Origin of the sequence: Bradyrhizobium sp. 4 (assembly GCF_023100905.1) — a bacterium.
Lineage (GTDB): Bacteria > Pseudomonadota > Alphaproteobacteria > Rhizobiales > Xanthobacteraceae > Bradyrhizobium.
Genome location: NZ_CP064686.1, coordinates 6,813,744 through 6,832,233, shown reverse-complemented (window position 1 = coordinate 6,832,233; position 18,490 = coordinate 6,813,744). Strand labels below are relative to the sequence as shown.

The window sequence follows — 18,490 nt, the reverse complement described above, 5'->3', positions numbered from 1 at the left end:
CCGGACCTCCCGCGGCATCTCCTTGCCATGGGAGAAGGGTAGGCCTGGGCGACTGGTAGGTCCTACCTATTTTCCCGAATAGAACATCTATTGTGGTAGAATTACCCGATATAGTTTATAAAGCGGTAGATTAATCCATTTTGGTGCTTTCCATGATCGAAGACCAAGACGCGCAGATTCTCGCCTATCTCCAGAAGGACGGCCGCGCGACCAACCAGCAACTCGCCGACGCGGTCGGCATGTCGACCTCGGCCTGCTGGCGCCGGGTGCGCGCGTTGGAGGAGAGCGGTGCCATCCAGGGCTATGCGGCGCTGGTGGCGCGCGAGCAGGCCGGCTTTGCGATGTCCGCGATCCTCCACGTCTCGTTGGAACGGCACGACGCAAAATTCGTCGACGAGTTCGTCGCGCGGGTAACCACGCGGCGTGAGGTGTTGGAGTGCTTTGCGACCACGGGCGATGCCGATTATCATCTGCGCGTCGTCGTGCAGGACATGGCGGCCTACAACAGATTCCTCGACGACTTCATGTTCCGCATTCCCGGCATTCGCTATGTGAGAAGCAACGTGGTGCTGAAAGAGATCAAGACGGGTGTGGCCCTGCCGTTTTGAGGGCAGCGCTTCGTCGTCCCGGCGAAGGCCGGGACCCATAACCACGAATGCCAATTGCCTTGCCGTAACGACGAGTCCTAATCAAAAACATCTGCTGCGGCGCATGGGTCCCGGCCTTCGCCGGGACGACACTGTTGGTGCAACGTGGGCTACCGCTCCTCCCGTACAAACCTGTTCCGCAGCGTGCCGATGCCGGTGATGTCGATCTCCACGACGTCGCCGTGCTTGATATCAGGCGAGGCTCCGTCCGTGCCCATCCAGATCACGTCGCCGGGCCATAACGTAAAGTATTTGGACAGCTCGACCAGGAATGGCACCACGCCAAAGATCATGTCGCTGGTGTGGAAGCGGTTGGTCTCCTTGCCGTTGACCCGGACGATCGTTTCCATCTTGTCGAGGTCGGCTTCGGTCTCGATCCACGGGCCCATCGGTTTGAACGTGTCGGCGTTCTTCGAGCGCCACAGGCTGCGGTCGGCCTTCTGCCAGCTGCGCTCGCTGACGTCGTTGCCGATGGTGTAGCCGAACACGCAATCCATGGCATTCTGATTGGTGAGATGCTTGACCTTTCTGCCGATGACGACGACGAGTTCGCCTTCGTAGTGGATCTTGTCCGTCGCGAAGGACGGGATCATGACCTCCTCGGCATGCGCAATCAGCGCGTTTTGCGCGCGATAGCCGATCTCGGGTCTGTCCGGCACCGCTGGCACCTCGCCGCGCTTGTCGGCGGCCTCTTTCAGATGCTTCAGATAGTTCAAGCCGACGCAGTAGAAGGTGCGCGGAATCAGCGGCAGCTCGATTTTAACCTGCGACAGCGGGTGCGTCCGCGAGGTGCGTTGCCATTCGCCGAAGGGATCGCCGTCGATCGCGATCACCTGGTCACCCTCGACGATTCCCCAGGACGTTTTGTCCGCGGCGGTGAATGTCAGCCAGCGCATGCCGTGTCTCCGTTGTTATTCCGCGGCATCGCGCGGCTGCACTTTCCAGTCGCCGGCAGCCGGCCGCTTGAGCCCGAGATTTTCCCGCAGCGTCTTGCCGCGATATTCCTTCTGGAACAATCCGCGCCGCTGCAATTCCGGTACGATATGTTGCACGAAATCGGCATAGGAGCCGGGCACATAGGTCGCGGCGATGACAAAGCCGTCGCAGCCGCGTTCGACGAACATTTCTTCGAGCTTGTCCGCGATCTCCCTGGGGCCGCCAACCATCGCATCCTGGACCTGACCGCGGCCGGAGAAGGTGACGAAGTCGCGCGCGCTCGGATTGCTCTTGCCGGAGTTCTTGAGCACGCCGTCGCGGATGCCCAGAATGCCCTGCATGCTCTTCAATTCTTCCGTCGTCAGCGGCTCGTCGAGATCCTTGGAGGCGAAATCGTAGTTGAGCGCTTCGGCCAGCAGCGACAGCGCGTCGATCTGCAGCGGCAGCTTGTTGATCAGCGCCATCCTGTCTTCGGCCTCGGCTTTGGTCGCGGCGCAAACCGGTGTCGTCAGGTTGCAGAGAAACATCGCCTCCGGATCGCGGCCGGCTTTCGCGGCCTCGTTACGCACCGACGCATAGCCTTCCTTGGCGGCGGCGAGATTGCGTGCAGCGGTGAAGATCACCTCGCCCCACCGTCCGGCAAAGCGCTGGCCGCGGCCGGACGCGCCGGCCTGGATGATCACGGGATGGCCCTGATCAGAGCGCGGCACCGTGAAGGGACCGCGCGACTTGTAGAATGGGCCCTTGTGATCGAGCCGCTTCACCTTGGCTGGATCGGCGAAGCGGCCGCTCTTTTTGTCCATGATGAGCGCGCCGTCTTCCCAGGTATCCCAGTGGCCGAGCACGATCTCCATGAATTCGTCGGCGCGGTCGTAGCGGGAATCATGTTCGGGATGAGAGTCCCGCCCCATGTTGTGTGCCTCGCCGTCATTGAGCGAGGTGACGACGTTCCACCCGGCCCGTCCGCCCGACATCAGGTCGAGCGTTGCGAAGCGGCGGGCGATGTCGAAGGGCTCGAAATAAGTTGTCGAGCCGGTCGCCCCCAACCCGAGCTTCTCCGTAACCATGCCCATCGTCGTCAGCACGATCAGGGGATCCATCTTCACGCAGCGGATGCCGTATTCGACGGTGTGGGCGTGATCGTTGCCGTAGCGGTCCGGCATCGCCAGCCGGTCGTCGAAGAAGGCCATGTGGAACTTGCCGGCTTCGAGGATTTTAGCGATCTCCTGATAATAGTCCGCCGACATCGAATCGTCGCGCGAGTCCGGATGACGCCACGAGCTCGGCAAATTCGTGCAGTTCTGCGCCTGAAGGAAGCCGACCAGTACCATCTGCCGCGTCATGCCGCTGTTCTCCGAATTGCGTCAGGCCGAAATCCGTCAGGCCAGGTCGAGGACCGTATCGAGCCTGTACTCGCGCGCCAGCGCGCGCAGCTTTTCCCAGGTGGCATCCTCGATCTCGATGCCGTCGCGCAGGCGCTGCTGCTCGCGCACGCCCTCGATCTCGCCGGGATAGAACACGCCCTTGCTGACCTCGGAGGGCGGGGTCGATTTGAGATAGTGCGCGAACTCGGCGACCTCGCGCTTGAAGTCGTGCAGCGGGCGAAACGCGGCGACGTTGAACACGGCCATGAAGCAGCCGTCATTGTGCCGGCCCGTGGGCTCGACGCCGAAACCGAGGCCGGTGAGCAGGCCGCACAGGACCTCGACCATGGCGGCGAGGCCGCTGCCCTTGTAGCCCTCGGTGCCGCCGAGCGGCAGCAGCGCGCCGCCCTTGCGGTATTGGGTCGGATCGGTGGTGTGTCGTCCTTCGGCATCGATGATCCACCCCGGCGGAATCTCCTCGCCGCGGGCGACCGCGAGCTGGATCTTGCCGGCCGCGACCGCAGAGGTCGCCATGTCCAGGTAGAAAGGCGCATCGAGATCGGACGGCACTGCGATCGAGATCGGATTGGTGCCGAGCCGTGCCTCCCTGCCGCCGAACGGCGCCACATGCTTCGGCGAACGGCCGGAATCCGCCGTTGCAATCCCGATCATCCCTTCGCGCATCGCCATCAGCGGATAGGTGGCGAGGCGGCCGACATGGCTTTGCCGGAACACGGTGCAGGCGGCGACATTCGCCGTCTTCGCTTTCTCGATCGTCAACGCCATCGCCTTGGCGTTGACGTGGAAGCCAAACCCCCACTGACCGTCGATTACGGTCGTCGTCGGCGATTCCTGCACGATGGTCCATTTGGCGCCGGGCACGATGTGGCCGGCCTTGATCCGGTCGACATAGGTGGGAATGGCGATCACGCCGTGGGAATCGTGGCCGGCGAGATTGGCGTTGACGCAGCCGCCTGCGACCGCGTCGGCCTCTTCCTCGGAAGCCCCGGCGGCACGAAGCAGCGCGGCGCTGATGCGCGTGAGGCGGTCGGCCCGGACGATCGGCATGGCGTTTCCTCAGGTCTCGCCCTTGGCGGGCTCTGGTTCTTGAGGGCATCGTCTCAAAGCACAGATGCGATATCAATCTCCCGTAAACCAATACAGGGCTGCAAATTCGTAAAGGGAGCGCGTCTTTGGCCGAAACCGCCATCCAGTACAGCGACTTTTGACAGTTTCGCGACAGCTGTTTGCAGCTCGTTCACTTTGATCGACGGTTTGCGGCAACCAATAACCCCCACTTAGGCCATCGCCTTCATAAAGCTACCCGGGAGAAAATGGCAGAAATGCCGGGGAGTTGAGATCGTGCAGACGACCCTCGCGCGCACACTCGCAGCGTTGAGCGACATCAACGAAGCCATCCTTTACGCGAAGTCGCCGGACGAGCTGTACCAGAAGGTCTGCGACGCCGGGTTTTCGAGTGGGGACTTCATGGCCGTCGCCGTCTTCCTGGCGGAGCCGGATGGCCAGCGGCTGCGGTTTGCGGCCGGCTGCGGCGATGACGTGGCGCGGCTGCGTGCGATCGAGATCACCACGGAGGCCGGTACGCCGGAGGGATCGGGCGTCGGCGGCGAAGCCTTTCGCAGCCAGGGGATCTGCATCAGCAACGATTACCTGAACGATCCTCGCTCGCTCGCGTGGCGCGAGGGCGCGGCCGGGGCGGGTGTCGGCGCAGCCGCGGCGCTTCCCCTGATCTGCGGCGGTCGCAGTATCGGGGTGTTGTATGTGACGCGCTCGGGGGCAGGTACGCTCGACGAGGCGATGGTCTCGCTGTTCGAGCGGATGTCGACCAATATCTCACATGCGCTGGAGAATTTCGCGCGCGAGACGGCGCGGCTGGATGGCGAGCGGGCAGTGCGGCGGCTCAACCGCATGTTCGGCGCCCTCACTGCGACGAATGAAGCAATTCTTCACGCCAGCACCGAGCAGGATCTGTACCAGCGAGTCTGCGACGCCGCTGTGTATAGCGGCAAGTCGCTTGGCACTTTCGTTCTGCTGCACGAGCCGGAGTCCGAATGGCTGACGCCGGTGGCAGCGACCGGACGTAATCTGGATCTGATCAGACAGTCGCGCTACTCGATTGATCCGGAGAGTCCCTACGGCAAGGGCATCTCCGGTGAGGTGTTCCGGACCCAGAAAGCGATCGTCGAGGAGGACCTCGTCAATCGTACCAAGGGGACGACCTGGGAGCAGGCCAACGTCAATGCCGGCGCCGTCGCCTGCGTGGCTGCTCCCTTGATCAAGCGCGGCACCAGCATCGGCGTGCTGTTTTTCTTCGTGAGCAAAGCCTGGGCGAAAGACGAAGGCATCGTCGCACTGTTGCTGCGCATGACCGAAACCGTATGCTTTGCGCTCGAGAACTTTGACCGCGACAAGGAGAAGGCCCAGATCGCCCTGGAGGAGGAACGGCTGGCGCGCATGTACGCGGCGCTAAGCGCGACGAACGAGGCCATTCTGCGGGCAAGGTCCCGCAGCGAACTGTTTGATCTGGTTTGCGAAGCCACGGTGCAGGGCGCGAAGTTCGCCTCGACCTCGATCGCGTTGCTCGACGCCGACGCGGGACTGCTTCGCGTTGTCGCATCCTTTGGACCGAACGCCGCTGAGGTACGAACCTTCAGATTGCCGGTCAGCGACAAGGTGCCGGAGGGACGTGGGCTGACCGGCACTGCGTTCCGGACGCGGCAGCCTTGCATCAGCAACGACATCCTGGCCGACGCCCGCCTCGAGCCCTGGCACACCAGCGCGCGTCACAACGGCATTGCGTCTTCGACCGCGCTGCCACTGTTCAACGGCGATAGGGTCGAAGGCGTATTCCTGTTCAACTCGCGCGAGCGCGGCACTTTCACGGACGAATTCGTCGAGCTGCTGCGCAAGCTCCAGGCCAACGTCGCCTTCGCGCTCGAGAATTTCGACCGGGCCGACGAAAAAGCGCGGGCCGACAAGCAGCGTGATCGCCTGAGTGGCATGTTTGAGGCGCTGAGCGCGACCAACGAAGCCATCATGCGCGCCAAGACGCGCGAGGAGCTGTTCGAGGTCGCGTGCCAGGCCGCCGTGCTGGGCGGGGTGTTCGCCTCCGCGACAATCGGGATTATGGACGACAGACGTGAACTTGTCCGGGTGGTCGCCGTCAAGGGACGCCTTCAGGAACGAATGGTGGGACGCACCTGCTGTGTTTCAGCCGACCATCCTGAGGGCCAAGGGATCATAGGGATGTCGCTGCGGACCCGCCGGGCCAGCGTCATCAACGATTATCTGAATGATCCGCGATCGGTGCACTGGCATACCAAGGCGATCGAGGATGGAACCCGGGCTGCTGCCAGCTTCCCACTGCTGCGGGGCGGCCAGGAGCCGATTGGGATCCTGCTTTTCCTCGCACCGGAAGAGAATACGTTTACACCCGATCTGGTCGAGCTGCTTGGTCACCTGGCTGAAAACGTCTCTTTCGCCCTCGATAATTTCGATCGTGCCGAGGAGAAGGCCCGCACCGAGGCGCAGAAGGAACGCCTGACGCGCATGTTTGCGGCGCTGAGCGCCACCAACGAGGCGATCATGCGAGCGAAGTCGCGCGCCGAACTGTTCGACCTCGTCTGCCTTGCCGCCTCCAATGGCGCAAAATTCACCTCGACCACCATCGCGCTCGCGAGCGCCGACAGCGACCAGCTGGAAATCGTCGCCAGCGCCGGGCCTTCGTCCGACACCACCCGCACCGTCCGCCTCTCCATCGATCCCGATCGCCCGGAAGGCCGCGGGATGAGCGGCACGGCTTTCCGCACGCGCCAGCCATGCATCAGCAACGACTATCTCAACGACGATCGCGTCCGCGCCTTCCACGCCATCGTCCGCGACGACGGCGCGCGCTCGGGCGCGGCATTCCCGCTGGTCGCCCACGACCAGGCGGTTGGCGTCATGATCTACATGTCGACGGAGCCTGCCGCCTTTACCGACGAGTTCGTCGAACTGCTGCAGCGTCTCGCCGAAAACGTCTCCTTCGCGATGGAGAATTTCGATCGCGCCGACGAGAAGAACAAGGCCGACGAACGGATCGAGTATCTCGCCTCCTATGACAGCCTGACCAATTTGCCTAACCGCGAGACATTCAGCGCCATGTTGCGCGCGGCAATCGATGCGGCGGAGCGCCATGACCATCGTTTCGCGGTGCTGTTCATCGATCTCGACCGGTTCAAGGTCATCAACGATTCGCTCGGCCACGAGGCGGGCGATTTGCTCCTGCTCGAGGTCGCCGACCGATTGCGCAGCGCGCTGCGAGCGAGCGACGTGGTGGCGCGCCTCGGAGGCGACGAGTTCGTGGTGATCCTGGACCAGTGCGGCGAGATCGACGACGTCCAGCGTATCGCGACGGAACTGCTCAGCGTGCTCGCGAAGCCGATGGAGCTGGCCGGCCACGAGTGCCACACCACCGCCTCCATCGGCATTGCGATGTATCCGGCCAACGGTGCCGACGCGCTGACGCTGACAAAGAACGCCGACATGGCGATGTATCTCGCCAAGGAGGACGGCAAGAACGGCTATCGCTTCTTCTCCAAGGAAGTGAACACGCAGTCGATCGAGCGGCTGTCGCTGGAGAGCGCGCTGCGCCGGGCGCTGGAGCGGAATCAGTTCACTTTGAACTACCAGCCCAAGGTGGACATGGAGACCGGCCAGATCACGGGCGTGGAAGCCCTGCTGCGCTGGACGCACCCCGATCTCGGCAGCATCTCGCCGGCGCAGTTCATTCCGCTTGCGGAAGAGACCGGACTGATCGTGCCGATCGGCCGGTGGGTGGTGAAGGAGGCCTGCGCGCAGGCCATGGCCTGGCAGCGCCTCGGCCTGTTGCCGGTGTCGATGGCGGTCAACCTGTCACCGCGGCAGTTTGTCGACGAGCATTTGTTGCAGGACGTCGACGAGGCGCTGGCCGCCAGCGGCATGTCGCCCGTGCTGCTCCAGTTGGAAGTCACCGAGAGCATGATGATGCGCAACGTCGGGCGCGCGCTCAAGGTGCTCGACGCCATCCAGAGCCGCGGCATTCGCCTGGCGATCGACGATTTCGGCACCGGCTATTCGTCGATGTCGCTGATGAAGCATTTCCCGATCGACACCATCAAGATCGACCGCTCCTTCGTGCGCGACTTGCCGCAGGATGCGGAGGATCAGGCGATCGCGCAGGCGATCATCAGCATGGGCAAGGCGCTCGGCATGACCGTGGTGGCGGAAGGCGTCGAGAACGCCGAGCAGGAGGCGTTCCTGCGCGCCCATGGCTGCGACGAGATGCAGGGCTTCCTGATCTCCAAGCCCGTTCCGGCGCGGCAGATGGCCGAGCTGCTGCGGCCGATGGAGCTGCCCGGCGCGCCGCCGCTCCAGCCGGAGCGGGACCATGCCGCCACCGCGGCCGCGGCGCTACGGTTGAAAAGCGCTGTCGTCTGACGGCTGTGGGTGCAGCTCGCGGACGTCCTCGTCCCTGATCTCCGCCTTGCGTGGAAAATCATCCGGCCACGGAAGTGAGGTTTGTTCGGCGAAGAGCGTGATAAGGACATGCGCGCCTTCGGCAACGCTCGAGCCGTCGCCAAGGCCGAGCTCACGACACCACACCTGTCGCATCGGCTCGTGCGTATCGAGCACCGCCATCGCCGGACCCCACCACCAGGCCGGCGCCGGCGATCGTTCGGCCTCCGGCACGGCATGCCAGAGGACGAATTCGTCCATCATGCGCTCGAATTGCAGGCTTGCGGCCTGATGCATTCGTTCCGTGCTCCCTTGGGTCGCGCCTGAAAGCAGGCCGATGCGCGGACTCGATCGTGGCCTTCGCTTTGAAAAGCTGGCTCGCACTATTGGCTGAGCCGATTGTGCCGCTTGTGTCGACGGCCATACAAAAACATGCGGCGCCCGGGAAAGTTGCCGACGCCGACTGTGACAGTCTCTTTAGCCGCTTATGAGCCCGACCCGCAAGGCGCAATACCGGCGCCGCTGGCGTTGAAATAGCGCAGGCGGGGCTGATAACCGGCTGCGGTCATGTCGTTGTCAACTCAGCGATTGAAGGGCCCGTTGCGGCTGAACAGCAGATAGATCGCGCGAGGGTTGGTGGTCAGATAGCGCCAGAACAGCCGGCGGGGCTCGAGCAAGGTGCGCCAGGCCCATTCCAGGCCGATCTTCTGCATCCATCGCGGCGCGCGGGCGCGGCTTCCCGACAAGAAGTTGAACAGGCCGCCGGATGTCTTGATGACGCCGACATTGGTGAGATGCGGCGTGAATTCCTCGACGAAGGCCTGCTCGTTTGGCACGCCCAGCGCAACCCAGAGATAATCCGGCGCTAGCGCGTTGATCTCGTCGACCTTCGCGCGCAGCGCATCGCCACGGAGATACCCGTGGCTATGGCCGACGATCTTGAGGTTTGGATACATCTTCCGGACGTTCTCGACCGCCGCGGCGTTCTCGTCCTCGCTCGCGCCGAACATGTAAAAGGTGCGGCCGACCGCTTCGGCCTTGCGCGCGACGACGTGAAACAGATCCGTCGTGGCGACGCGCTCGGGCAGCGGAAACCAGGATTGCAGCCTGGACGCCGCCACCAGCGGCTGACCATCGGCGTTGATGAGGTCGGCGCCGCGGAACAGGCGCTCGGTCTCCGGTTCGGTCGAGCACCGCGCCAGCACCTCGCCATTGGCCGAGGTCAGGTGCAGCGGACGGCCGATGCGATGGCGCGGATCGGTCGCCTCGATCATGAAATCTGCGGTCGCTTCCAGGTCGAGCGCGGCCATGCGAAGGCCGCCGATGGTGATCCGCGGCACGTCAGCGGTTGCGGCCCGGCCATCGAGATTGATGCGGCGCTCAAGCATATTGTCTGCCTCGTTGGCGAGCTTGGGCCATGGGGGTGAGTTCGTCGAGCACGACGCCGACGAGCTTGCGCTCGGCGCGGCCGAGCGTGCTCAATATCTCTTCCAGGCCGTCGTTGATGTCGAGGCTGGTCGGCAACACCGCCACCAGCGCGTCGGCATCATCGAGCAGCTTACGGCTGCCGGCCGTGAGTGGCGCCGTGGGGCCGTCGAGGATCACGAGGTCATAGCCGCCGGCGGAGCGCGCCTGCTCGATGGCCTTGCGGATGGCGTCAGTGGCCTTGCCAGCGTCGCCTTCGACGGCCGGCAATACCGAGATGCCGTTGAGTGTCTTGATCTCGCGTGCGGCCTTGCTGCCGATCGAAAGCCATCCGACCTTGCTCGGCTCGCTCTTGCGGGGACGGTTGACCTTGTTCGAGAGCGAGTGCGCCTGATGGTCGGCGTCGATCATCAGCACCCGGGCGCCGTCGCGCGCGGCCGCGAGCGCGAAATTCAGCGCCGTCACGCTGCGCCCGGTGGTCTCGCTGGCACCGACGAGCGCGATGATCGGCATTGTCTTTCCGCCGGCGCGCCGGGCCGCCGTAGCGCGCATGTCGCGCCAGGCGTTGAGCAGCGTCGTCAGTGGAAAGCCGGGGCGCAGCGTCGGCCAGCCCAGCCGAGTGAGGTCGATGCCGCCGCCGGTGGCGAGAATGGCACCGAGCGTGTGGATGACGTCGGCCTCCTGCAGGCGCGCGATCAGCGGCTTTTCGATCAGGGGCTTCTCGACCATCGAAGGTTGCAGCGGCGGGGCGGCGAGTTCCGGCAGTGCCTCCGCGACTTCCGGGGCTCGCGAGACCGGCTGGGGCCGGGCAGTCCCCGGCGCCCGCGAAGGCTCTGGAGCTCGCGGCAACGGAGTACGATTGGGACGGGCCGGCGCCGGTGCCGGCACGAACGCACCGGCGAACAGCAGTTCGGCCGCGACGAACCAGCTCGATGCAGCGATTGCGCCGAAGATGAAACCGATCATGGCGAACAGGCTCATCGCCGGCGGGAACGAGCGCCGTTGCGGCACCGTCGCTTCGCCGATGATCCGGGCCGCCGAGGTGTTCAGCGTCTCCTGCTCCTCGGTCTCGCGCGAGCGCTTGAGGAAGGATTGATAGACGTCACGGCTTGCATCGGCCTCGCGCTCGAGCTCGCGCAGGCGCACGGCGGCCTGGCTGAGCTGGACGCTCTGCCGCTTCTGCGCCTCCAGCGCCCGACTGAGCGAGGCTTCAAAGTCGCGGGCGCGCGTCAGATCGTTCTTGGCGGACTGGGCGAAGCGGTCGATCTCTTCGTTGATGGTGCGCTTGAGATCTTCGACCTGCTTCTCGGTCTGGCGCAGCGCCGGATGACGCGGGCCGAGCTCGCCGGCTTGCTCCGCATATTTCTTGCGCGCATCGGCATACTGCGCGCGCAGGTTCGCAATGGTCGGCGATTGCAGCGCCTCGGAGTTTGCGCCTGCATCTGCCGTGGTGCGTCGGCTCGCCTCGATCTGGTCGAGGCGCGCCTGCGCGTCCATCGTCGCGGCGCGGGCGGCGGAAAGCCGCTGGTTGCTGGCGGAAAGCTGCTGGTCGCTGATCAGCGCATCCTGGGTGCCGACGAAATTGTTCTGGGCCTTGTAGGTCGCAAGCACGGTCTCGGCGTTGCGCAGCCGCTCGCGCAGCTCCTTCAGGCGGCCGGAGAGATCGTTGGTGGCGCGCCGCGCGGCCGACGCCTGCGAGTTGCGGGATTCCGCGAGGTAGGCGCTGGTCAGCGTGTTGGCGAGCATCGCCGCTTTCGCCGGATCGGTCGACCAGACCTCGATGTCGACGATGAAGCTCTTCTCGGTCTTGCGGATCGTGATGTGCCGGTTCAGCGCCTCGAGGGCGGCGAGCTGCACTTCCTTTTTCTCCGTGGCGGAGGGCGCGTGGGGCTGAAGGCCGATCAGGCCGAGCAGCGACGACATCACGCCTTTGCCATCGGCCCCGCCGAATTCGGGGTCCTTGTCCAGATCAGCCTGCTGGATCACCTGGAGCAGCACGCTGTTGGAGGTGATCAGGCGCGCCTGGCTCTCGACCACCATCGACATGCCGGAGACGTCCTGCGCGCGAGGCGTTAGCTCGCGATCGACGAGCTGAAGCTCGCGCGGGTCGACATAGAGCTGGGCGGTGGCGGTGTAGCGGGGCGCCAGGCTCTTGCCCACGGTGACGGCAAGCGTCGCACCGAGCAGCGCGGCAACGGCAATCGCGATCTTCCGCCGCCAGAGCAGATTGACCAGCTCCAGCACGTTGAAGCCGGCCCGAGGCCGCTGCTGCGGAGCCTCCGGTCTGGCCCGGTCTATCGGCTGGTTGTAGTCAAGCATGATCCCCAGCTTTCATTCCAAGTGCCGCGTGCTGAGGGGGTACTCTTCGCTCTACGCCACGCACCGCAAATATAGGTGCCCACTCAACGCAACAGGGAAAATTAACCATACTCATTGAGGGACTATTCACCGAAATGGCAAACAAAGCGTTTAAGCGCATGCCACTCTTCGACGCGTCGTCGTGACGCGTGCGATGGCGCGGTCCGTCAGAGATTAACGGTTCGTTACCGCGTGCGGCGTGGCCGCGAGGCTTCGCTGGCCGCGCCCGCGCCATGGCCGTCAGCTTTTCCGCAGGATGACGTGATAATCGCCGCGGCGGACGTCGGTCCCGCGCGGGAGCACGGCGTTGAGCACGGCGGCACCGGCGTCGACCAAGGCTGCGAACAGCGGCTTGCGCCGGCGCATCTCGGGATAGCGCGGGCTCTCGACCTCACGGCGGTAGATCATCTCGAGGCCATTGGCGGCGGCGAACGCTTGGAGCCTCGGCAGCGACACCAGGGGATGGAAGAAGGTCGGGAACGGCGGCTCGCCCGGCAAGCCGGCATCCTTGATGCCGCGAATGTGCCGGTAGAACCAGACGTGGAACCAGTGCGGCGAGTATTTGGTGACGACCCCGGACAACGAGCGCGGATTGGGCGCGCCGATCAGGATCATCCCGCCGCGCTTGAGCGCATCGCGGAAATTCAGGAGTGCGGCGTCGACATTGGGAAGATGTTCGATCACGTTATAGCAGATCACCAGATCGAAGGTCCCGCGCTCGAAGCGGTAGGTCTGGACGTCGCCGAGGATCGCTTCGTCCGCGTAGCTGTTGTTGCGAACCTGGTCCTCGTCGATGTCGACGACGGTGACCTTGCTGCGGCTCAGCAATTCCGGTGGCAGTACGCTGCACGAGCCGCCTCCGGCTTCGTAGGTCGCGAGCTGGCCCTGCGGCAGTTCTCGGCGCAGCACGTCGTGAACGGCGAGCAGGCTATCGCGGGCTTCACCGGGGACGAGATCGTGCAGCGCCTGAGTGTGTGCAATGGCCGCGGGAATTTGGACCGCCGTGGCTGTCGCGAAATCGATCGTGGCTGGCTTGTTCATTTTTTTCCGACCGCGCTTGTTCGACTTAAATTTACAGGAAAAATCTCGTGTACCCGTAGAGGAAATCCGATGCCGCGACGCTTCACCCGTCGCAGTGCTTACGGTCAGGTTAATGAGCATGTGCGTTAACTACGGTATCGTCCGCGCCAGCCGCCATCGGCACGGCGGACCGCGAATTGCAGTATTACGCGCGCAAGATTTCGCAGCAGAAACACCCGGAAGCAGTTAAGTGCATGGATGGCGGAAAATCGGCGGCGTGGCGCCGTCGCGAGGCTCAAACCGGCCGTTCATTTCGGGACGTGCCTGTCCCGCGGCGATGTGCCGTCGTGGGACGGCGCTGATCCCCGGGATCGAAGCAGGGCTTTTTCAATCTATCTCGGACATCTAGAACGTCATGACATTGATCCCGATAGACCTGTCCGCCACGCGTATCTCGGATGCCGTGCGCGATCCCAACCGGGAGATCGCGGCCAGCTCCCGGATTATCGACCTGTCGGTTGGTATCGTCGTCTGCATCCCCTGCTTCCGCCGCCCGCAGCATCTGCGGTTGACGCTGGACTCGCTCGCGAGCCAGCGCACCCCGCGCTCCTTCGCCGTCGTCATGGTCGAGAACGATGCGGTCCGGCGCGAAAGCGCGCCGGTGGCAGCGGAATATCTCGCCGATGGCAGGCTTCAGGGTGTCTGCCTGGTCGAGAAACGGCAAGGCAACGTCCAGGCGATCAATGCCGCGTTCGAGACGGCGCTGGCGCTGTTTCCCGCCGCCACCCGGTTCCTGATGATCGACGACGACGAGATCGCCTCGCCCGATTGGCTCGAGCTGATGGTCCGCACCGCGGAGGCGACCGGCGCCGATGTGGTCGGCGGGCCGGTGCTGCCGGTCTTCGAGGACCGCAGCATGCCCTGGCTTTCGCGCCACCCCGTTTTCTGTCCCGCCTATGATTACAGCGGCGCTGTGCCCCTGATCTACGGCTGTGGCAATTGCCTGATCACGCGTGCGGCGTTCGAGAGGTTCGCCCGTCCCGCCTTCGACCCCCGCTTCAACTTCCTCGGGGGCGGTGACTGCGATTTCTTCGTGCGGTGCCGCGATGCCGGCATGACGTTCCACTGGACGGCGGAGGCAGTCATCACCGAGACGGTGCCGCAAAGCCGCACCAGTTTCGGCTGGATCGTGAAGCGAGGCCTGCGCATCGGCGCGATCAATTATCGCGTGCAGGCCAAGGCCGCGCAGGGCGCGGCGGCGCACGTGTGGGTGTTTGCGCAGATGCTCGGGAGGTTGCCGCTGTCGCTGGTGCGCGCGGCCGCTTTGCTGAAATCGTCGAAGGCCGTCGTCGCGATGCATCCCGTGATGGTCGCGCTCGGCTCGCTGCTCGCCGCGTTCGGCATCGAGCCGAAGCCCTACGAGGCCTCCAAGATCGTGTCCTGACGCCGAGCCGGCGGGCTAAATACCAAAGCAGGCGAGGGCGACCCTGACAGCGGAGCGTGGCAGCGACTTGAGCGAGCGGCGCCCGACCATCCCGAGATAGGCGAAGGCCTGGCGATATCTGCCGAAGCGGACCGCCTGCATCGCCGAATACGTGACGAGATGAACCTCGGCGGCCTGGCGCAGCCCGGTTGCCATGCCCGCTGGCAATCGCGCCATGATCAGCCCGTCGTCGAACACCCGCGCGATCGCCGGAAAGAAATCCTGTGGCGTCCGCACCGCCGCGTTCATGGTGTTGGCCGTGTGCAGGCGGTAGTCGAGCAGCAGGTTCGGCGCAAATTCGAATTCGCCGATCGCGGCAAGACGGCACCAGCAGTGCCAGTCCTCGCAATATCTGAGCGAGACGTCGAAGCCGCCGATGGCGCGGAAAGCCTCTGCACGTGCCAGCGCAATGCCGCCATTGACGATGAAGTTGCCGGCCGCGAGCCGCGCCAGCACGTCGCCGGACGGTTTGCGGCGTCCTTTCAGCAGATCCCGTCGGCCGATCTGCCGTCCCTCGCTGTCGATCGTGTTGTAGTCGCCGTAGACGAGAACCGCTCGTGGCGCACCCCGCGCAGCCGCCAGCAACGCCGCGACGGCGCCGGGCCGCAGGCGATCGTCGGCATCGAGGAAGAGCAGCCATTGGCTGCTCGCATGGTGCGCGCCGAGATTGCGCGCTGCCGATACGCCAGCGGCGCCGTTGGTGATCAGGCGCAGTCGCGGGTCACGAATGGCGCGGACGATGGCGGTAGTGTCGTCGGTCGAGCCGTCGTCCACGACGATCACTTCGCTGACCTCAGCCTGAGCCAGTGCGCTGGCGAGGGTTTCGCCGACATAGGCCGCAACGTTCTTGGCCGGAATGACGACGGAAACCGATGTGGTTGAGCCGACTTGCAGCGGGAGGCGCGCCGCCGGAACGACGCGCGATGTGGCGGGCAACTCGAGAATTTCTTCCGCGGTGATCAAGATACGACTCGCCTTTAACCGTCTGTTAACCAGGGCGCTTTGGCGCGTTGGCAATGCGATCGATCGCAACCTTGGCCGTCGCGAATGATACTCGCATTGGGAAAAAAACGTCGCCGTGAAGGCTAACGCCGCGCTGGTTTCGTCAATTAGCGTTAAGCCGCCGGCATTAAGCCTGTGGCAAATTTGGAAGAGTGCGGCAGCCGGTCCCATGCGAGAATGCGCATCAGGCCGCCGCGGATGGACCCCAGTGCCCGCAAAGACATTCGACTACGATCCCGACGACATGGTCCTCAACCTGTTCTACGAGGACAAGGACGATCGCTGGTTTCCCGGCGATCGGCATTTGCGGCGCATGGCGCGTCGCATGCTGCTCGGCGAGCCGCGCATGAGCGGGCAGCTCCGCGTGTTCCTCAATCTCTGTGCGGGGCTCGACCGGCTCGGTATCCGCTATCGCGTCAACGACTATGGCTACATCGCGCGGCATCCGGGCGAACTCGCCTGCATCATCGGCCGCACCTTCCTGCTCGACAAGTTCGCCTGGAAAAATCCGATCCTGCTCGGCGTCGCCGCCCACAATCATCCACTCGACGATCCCGACCTGTTCAAGCGCCTGCCGGTCAAGAAGGTCGTGGTGCCCGGCCCGTGGTACGCCGACATGTATCGACCGCATTGGCCCGACACGGAGGCCTGGCCGATCGGCATCGACACGGATCTCTGGGCGCCGTCGCCGACGCCGCAAAAGAGCGTCGATGTCCTGATCTACGACAAGGTGCATTGGGATCGCGAGCGCTACGCGGCGGAGCTGATCGAACCCGTCCGCGCCCGGCTCACGAGGGAAGGCCGCTCGTTCACCGAGCTGCGTTACGGCAGCTACAAGGAAGAAGACTATCGGGCCGCGCTCGCGCAATCGCGTGCGATGATCTTCCTCTGCCAGAATGAGAGCCAGGGCATTGCCTACCAGCAGGCATTGTCTTGCGGCGTGCCGGTGCTGGCCTGGGATCCCGGCGGCCCCTGGCGGGACCCCGATTATTATCCGCATCGCGTTCAGTTCGCGCCGGTGTCGTCGGTGCCGTACTGGGACGATCGTTGCGGCGCCAAGTTCGTCGACATCGCCGGGTTTGAGGCGGGCTGGGATGATTTCTGGGCCGGGTGCGCCGCCGATACGTTCGATCCGCGCGGCTTCGTGCTCGACAACCTCACGCTGGAACAGCGTGCCCTGCAATATTACGAGATCGCGCGGAGCATCGTGCGGCAGCAGGCGCCGCAGAGCTCCGGCGGACTGGTTGACGGATGCTTAACAGGGATCGGCTAGGACTTCGAGCTTCCCCCGGCTTCACCACCAACCTCGAGCCATGGATCGCAGCGCCACTGACATGACCGACGTCGAGGCCCGATCGTTCGGCGACGTCCTGCGCGTTGGGCTTGCGGGGGTCAACGCCGCGCGGGCGGCGCGCTGCCTTGTCGCAGTCGCAGCCCTGCTCCTCGTGCTGGTGACGCTCGATCCGTTTCCTGACCTGCGCAATGAGGATGTCACCACCGTGGTCGGCGGGCGAATGGCGCTCACCTATGTCTCTTGGGGTTTATTGGCCGTGGTCGCGGTATTGTTCGTCGCCGCAACGGATGCGCCCGCGCTGAAGACCTTGGTGACGCCACTGCATCTCTGCCTGGTCGGCTGGCTGGTGATCAACATCGTCTTCTCCGAGAATCGCGGAGTCTCGATGCAGCGCTTCGTGCTCGCGGCCAGCGTGATGTCGCTCGCGGTGTTGTTGCCGCTGTTGCCGCCGACGCAGCGTAGCTTCGATCTGTGTCTTGGCGGCGCCGCGCTCGCACTGCTTACGCTCTGCTATCTCGGCGTCTTCCTCGCGCCGCAATACTCGATGCACACCGCACTGGACGTCACCGAGCCGCAGTTGGCCGGCGACTGGCGCGGCAGCTTCGGCCACAAGAACATCGCTTCACCCGTGATGACCATCCTGATCTATGTCGGCATTTACTTGTCTGCCATTGGTTCGTTCGTGATGGGGCCGGCCATCGCGGCGCTGGCCGGACTCTTCCTGATCTTCACCGGCGGCAAGACGTCGTCGGTGCTGTGTCTTGCGATCTACGCGCTCGCCTCGCTGGTCTGCGTCACACCGAGCCTGTGGCTGAAGCGGATCATTTGCTTCGTGCCGCTGATCATGATGAACCTGTTGACGGTCGGCAGCGTCCTGAGCCCGGCGCTCGGGGCGATGACGCGGCTGCTTCCGCTCGATCCCACCTTCACCGGCCGTTCCGCCATCTGGGAGTTCGCGCTCGCAGCCGTCGCCGAGAAGCCGATCATCGGTCACGGCTACGCGGCGTTCTGGGACGACGTGACCGCGCGGCAGACCGCCCAGGGCGCCGAATGGGCGACGAGCGCGGCGCACAGCCACAACAGCTATCTCGACCTCGCGGTCACCATCGGCTTGCCGGGGCTGTTGCTGGTGATCCTCGTCTTCGTGCTCGCGCCGCTAGGCAATTTCCAGACGACCCGAACTCACAACCGCAGCGGTGCGTTGGCAAAGCTGTTCCTGACCGTGTGGCTGTTCGGCCTGTACTACGGGGCCACCGAAACCTTCCTGCTCGAACGGCAGAATCCGATCTGGTTCATGTTCGCAGTTGCCGTGGCCGGCCTGCACTTCCTGGCCAGGTTCCAATGCGTCGCGGAAACGGAACCGGACGACTTGTCGCAGCCGGTGCCGCCGCAGTTGCATCGGCTTAACGATAAGCCGTGAGGTCACTTGTGGCCGCGACAAAACATAATCTATCTGGAAACACCC

Annotated in this window: 13 protein-coding genes; 5 read left to right on the top strand and 8 right to left on the bottom strand. The window is 64.4% G+C overall.

The genetic code is table 11. The features are described from left to right. The first annotated feature begins 152 nt into the window (after positions 1-152). Positions 153-608 (top strand): Lrp/AsnC family transcriptional regulator, encoded by a 456-nt coding sequence (locus IVB45_RS32700; protein ID WP_247357896.1) that lies wholly within the window; start codon positions 153-155, stop codon positions 606-608. Positions 609-757: 149 nt separating this feature from the next. Here IVB45_RS32700 and IVB45_RS32695 read toward each other — a convergent pair whose 3' ends face one another. The 3 genes from IVB45_RS32695 to IVB45_RS32685 are packed head-to-tail and all read right to left on the bottom strand — an operon-like array spanning position 758 to position 4,015. Then, positions 758-1,543, bottom strand: a complete 786-nt coding sequence (locus IVB45_RS32695) for a fumarylacetoacetate hydrolase family protein (RefSeq protein ID WP_247357897.1) — start codon at positions 1,541-1,543, stop codon at positions 758-760. A gap of 15 nt (positions 1,544-1,558) precedes the next feature. Further along, a complete protein-coding gene (locus IVB45_RS32690; RefSeq protein WP_247357898.1) occupies positions 1,559-2,926 on the bottom strand; it encodes an LLM class flavin-dependent oxidoreductase in 1,368 nt (455 codons plus the stop codon). A gap of 36 nt (positions 2,927-2,962) precedes the next feature. Then, positions 2,963-4,015 carry an Ldh family oxidoreductase gene (locus IVB45_RS32685; RefSeq protein WP_247357899.1) on the bottom strand — a complete coding sequence of 351 codons (1,053 nt, stop codon included), beginning with the start codon at positions 4,013-4,015 and terminating at the stop codon, positions 2,963-2,965. 294 nt (positions 4,016-4,309) lie between these two features. Here IVB45_RS32685 and IVB45_RS32680 point away from each other — a divergent pair, with 294 nt between their 5' ends. Beyond that, positions 4,310-8,425, top strand: a complete 4,116-nt coding sequence (locus IVB45_RS32680) for a GAF domain-containing protein (protein ID WP_247357900.1) — start codon at positions 4,310-4,312, stop codon at positions 8,423-8,425. Here the strand turns inward: IVB45_RS32680 and IVB45_RS32675 are convergent. From IVB45_RS32675 to IVB45_RS32660, 4 genes are all read right to left on the bottom strand, one after another. Continuing rightward, the gene (locus IVB45_RS32675) at positions 8,399-8,740 is read right to left on the bottom strand and encodes a hypothetical protein (protein ID WP_247357901.1); all 342 of its coding nucleotides are present in this window, start codon (positions 8,738-8,740) and stop codon (positions 8,399-8,401) included. The two genes, IVB45_RS32680 and IVB45_RS32675, sit on opposite strands and share 27 nt — an antisense overlap. A 284-nt stretch (positions 8,741-9,024) precedes the next feature. Next, positions 9,025-9,831 carry a WecB/TagA/CpsF family glycosyltransferase gene (locus tag IVB45_RS32670; protein WP_027565472.1) on the bottom strand — a complete coding sequence of 269 codons (807 nt, stop codon included), beginning with the start codon at positions 9,829-9,831 and terminating at the stop codon, positions 9,025-9,027. Next, positions 9,824-12,187, bottom strand: a complete 2,364-nt coding sequence (locus tag IVB45_RS32665) for an exopolysaccharide transport family protein (RefSeq protein WP_247357902.1) — start codon at positions 12,185-12,187, stop codon at positions 9,824-9,826. Before IVB45_RS32665 ends, IVB45_RS32670 begins: the two co-directional genes overlap by 8 nt. A gap of 279 nt (positions 12,188-12,466) precedes the next feature. Further along, positions 12,467-13,267 (bottom strand): methyltransferase, encoded by an 801-nt coding sequence (locus IVB45_RS32660; protein WP_247357903.1) that lies wholly within the window; start codon positions 13,265-13,267, stop codon positions 12,467-12,469. 394 nt (positions 13,268-13,661) lie between these two features. Between IVB45_RS32660 and IVB45_RS32655 the strand changes: the two genes are divergently transcribed. Beyond that, a complete protein-coding gene (locus IVB45_RS32655) occupies positions 13,662-14,690 on the top strand; it encodes a glycosyltransferase (RefSeq protein WP_247357904.1) in 1,029 nt (342 codons plus the stop codon). Positions 14,691-14,705: 15 nt separating this feature from the next. Here the strand turns inward: IVB45_RS32655 and IVB45_RS32650 are convergent, their stop codons facing one another. After that, complete coding sequence (locus IVB45_RS32650) at positions 14,706-15,692, bottom strand: glycosyltransferase (RefSeq protein WP_247357905.1); 987 nt, start codon at positions 15,690-15,692, stop codon at positions 14,706-14,708. A 247-nt stretch (positions 15,693-15,939) separates the two neighbouring features. Here IVB45_RS32650 and IVB45_RS32645 point away from each other — a divergent pair, with 247 nt between their 5' ends. Then, on the top strand, positions 15,940-17,004 hold the full coding sequence (locus IVB45_RS32645) for a glycosyltransferase family 1 protein (protein ID WP_247357906.1): 1,065 nt from the start codon (positions 15,940-15,942) through the stop codon (positions 17,002-17,004). A gap of 40 nt (positions 17,005-17,044) precedes the next feature. After that, entirely contained in the window at positions 17,045-18,445 is a 1,401-nt protein-coding gene (locus tag IVB45_RS32640; RefSeq protein ID WP_247357907.1) for an O-antigen ligase, read from the top strand. Positions 18,446-18,490: the final 45 nt, after the last annotated feature.